The organism is Arthrobacter sp. Y3225116 (assembly GCF_059091245.1).
Map to the genome: position 1 here is coordinate 1 of NZ_JBNHGL010000377.1, position 1,878 is coordinate 1,878.

The 1,878-nt window shown below is 73.6% G+C and carries 2 protein-coding genes and 1 pseudogene; all 3 read right to left on the bottom strand.

Going from position 1 to position 1,878, the window contains the following annotated elements:
- Positions 1–685: cysteine desulfurase family protein (locus tag AC5RV2_RS17525; RefSeq protein WP_494093393.1), on the bottom strand; the 685-nt coding region annotated here is incomplete at its 3' end.
- A complete protein-coding gene (nadC, locus tag AC5RV2_RS17530; RefSeq protein ID WP_494093394.1) occupies positions 682–1,581 on the bottom strand; it encodes a carboxylating nicotinate-nucleotide diphosphorylase in 900 nt (299 codons plus the stop codon). The genes AC5RV2_RS17525 and nadC, both read right to left, overlap by 4 nt.
- Positions 1,578–1,878 (bottom strand): annotated as a pseudogene (locus AC5RV2_RS17535) (hypothetical protein); the annotation flags it as partial. The pseudogene AC5RV2_RS17535 and the gene nadC, both read right to left, overlap by 4 nt.

Sequence of the window (1,878 nt, forward strand, 5' to 3'; positions counted from 1 at the left end):
GCTCCTGCCCGCCGCCGTGCAGCACCGGTTCCAGCGGAACCCGGCCGGAGACATACAGCAGCCCGCAGCCCTTGGGCGCGCCCAGCTTGTGGCCGGACACGCTGAGGGCGTCCGCCCCGAGCTCCGCGACGTCCAGGTCCAGCCAGCCGGCCGCCTGCACGGCATCGGTGTGGAACGGGATACCGGCCGCCCGGCAGAGCCTGCCGATGCGCCCGACCGGCTGGATGGTGCCCACCTCGTTGTTCGCGTACATCACCGTGCACAGCGTGGTGTCGTCGCGCAGCGCGGCCTCCAGTTCGTCCACGCGGACCATGCCCGTGGCATCGACCGGCACCCGGGTGACCTCGAAGCCATGGAACCGGGCCAGGTAGTCGACCGCCTCCAGCACCGAGGGGTGTTCCACGGCGCTGGTGACGACGTGCCTGCCCCGCGGGGCGGCGAGCGCAATGCCCTTGACCGCCAGGTTGTTGGACTCGGTCCCGCCGGACGTGAAGATGATCTCGCCGGGGCGGCAGCCCAGCACCTCGGCGGCCTTGCCCCGGGCATAGTCGAGTGCCCGCAGCGCCGCCTCTCCCACGGTGTGGTGGCTCGAGGGGTTGCCGAAGTCCTGCGTCAGGGCCGGCCACATGGCCTCCAGCACCTCGCGGCGCACCGGCGCGGTCGCCGCAGCGTCCAGATAGATCACGACGACGCCCCTCCGGCCGCCTGCCCCGCGGCAATGCGGATGTCCAGGCCCAGGTCAAGCGACCGCACGCTGTGCGTGAGCGCGCCGGAGGAGATGACGTCCACCCCGGTCCGCGCAATCCGGCCGACGGTGTCCAACCGCACGTTGCCGCTGGCCTCGACGATGGCGCGGCCGGCCACCTGGGCAACGCCGGCGCTGAGGTCGTCCACGCTGAAGTTGTCCAGCATGATGGTGTCCACGCCCGCGGCCAGCACCGGCTCGATCTGTTCGGCCCTGTCCACCTCCACCTCGAAGTGGACGGTGTGCGGGAGTCTGGCCTTCGCCTCGAGCAGCGCCTCGGTCAGGTCCCGGCTGCCGTCGGCGGTGAGCACGGCCAGGTGGTTGTCCTTGGCCATCACGGCGTCGGAGAGCGAATAGCGGTGGTTGTGTCCGCCGCCGCAGCGCACGGCGTAGCGCTCCAGCGCCCGCAGGCCGGGCGTGGTCTTGCGGGTATCCACCACCCGGGCGGCCGTACCGGCCACCTCCCGGACGAAGGCCGCGGTCTGGGTGGCGATGCCGCTCAGCCGCTGCAGCAGGTTCAGGGCCACCCGTTCGCCCAGCAGGAGGGAGCGGGCGTTTCCGGCCAGGACGGCCAGCACCTCCCCGGCCCCGAAGGCAGCGCCGTCCTCGGCTTTCAGCTCCACCCGCACGCCCGGATCCACCTGGCGGAAGACCTCGGCCAGCACCGGGCCGCCGGAGAGCACGCCGGGCTCGCGGGCGGCCAGCTCCGCCGTGGCGGTGGCGTCGGCCGGAATCAGCGTGGCGGAGGTGACGTCGCCCCACGGCGCGTCCTCCGCGAGCGCCCCGGCGACGATCCGCTCCATGGCGGCCCGGTCGATCGGCTGGATATGGTTCATGGCTGCTCCTGCAGGACTGGCTGGGACGTGGGGGAAGACGGAGGGGAAAAGGCGGCGGAGGCGGGGACCGCGGCGGCGTTCACATAGGCCAGGCGCCGGCGGTGCGTCGGGGCCTGGGTGTGGTCGCTGCGGTAGTGGGCGCCGATGCTGTCGCCCCGCGCGGCGGCGGCCGCCACCACCAGCCGGGCCACGGTCAGCAGTGCGGCGTCCTCGGCCGAGGCGGCGTCCGTGACCGGCACATGCCACCGCGCCAGCTGGCGGCCGGCCTCCCGCAGCGTCGGGCCGTCGCGGACCACG

Coding starts and splice junctions, on each gene's coding strand:
- nadC (WP_494093394.1), bottom strand. CDS start 1,581: ATGAACCATATCCAGCCGATCGACCGGGCCGCCATGGAGCGGATCGTC.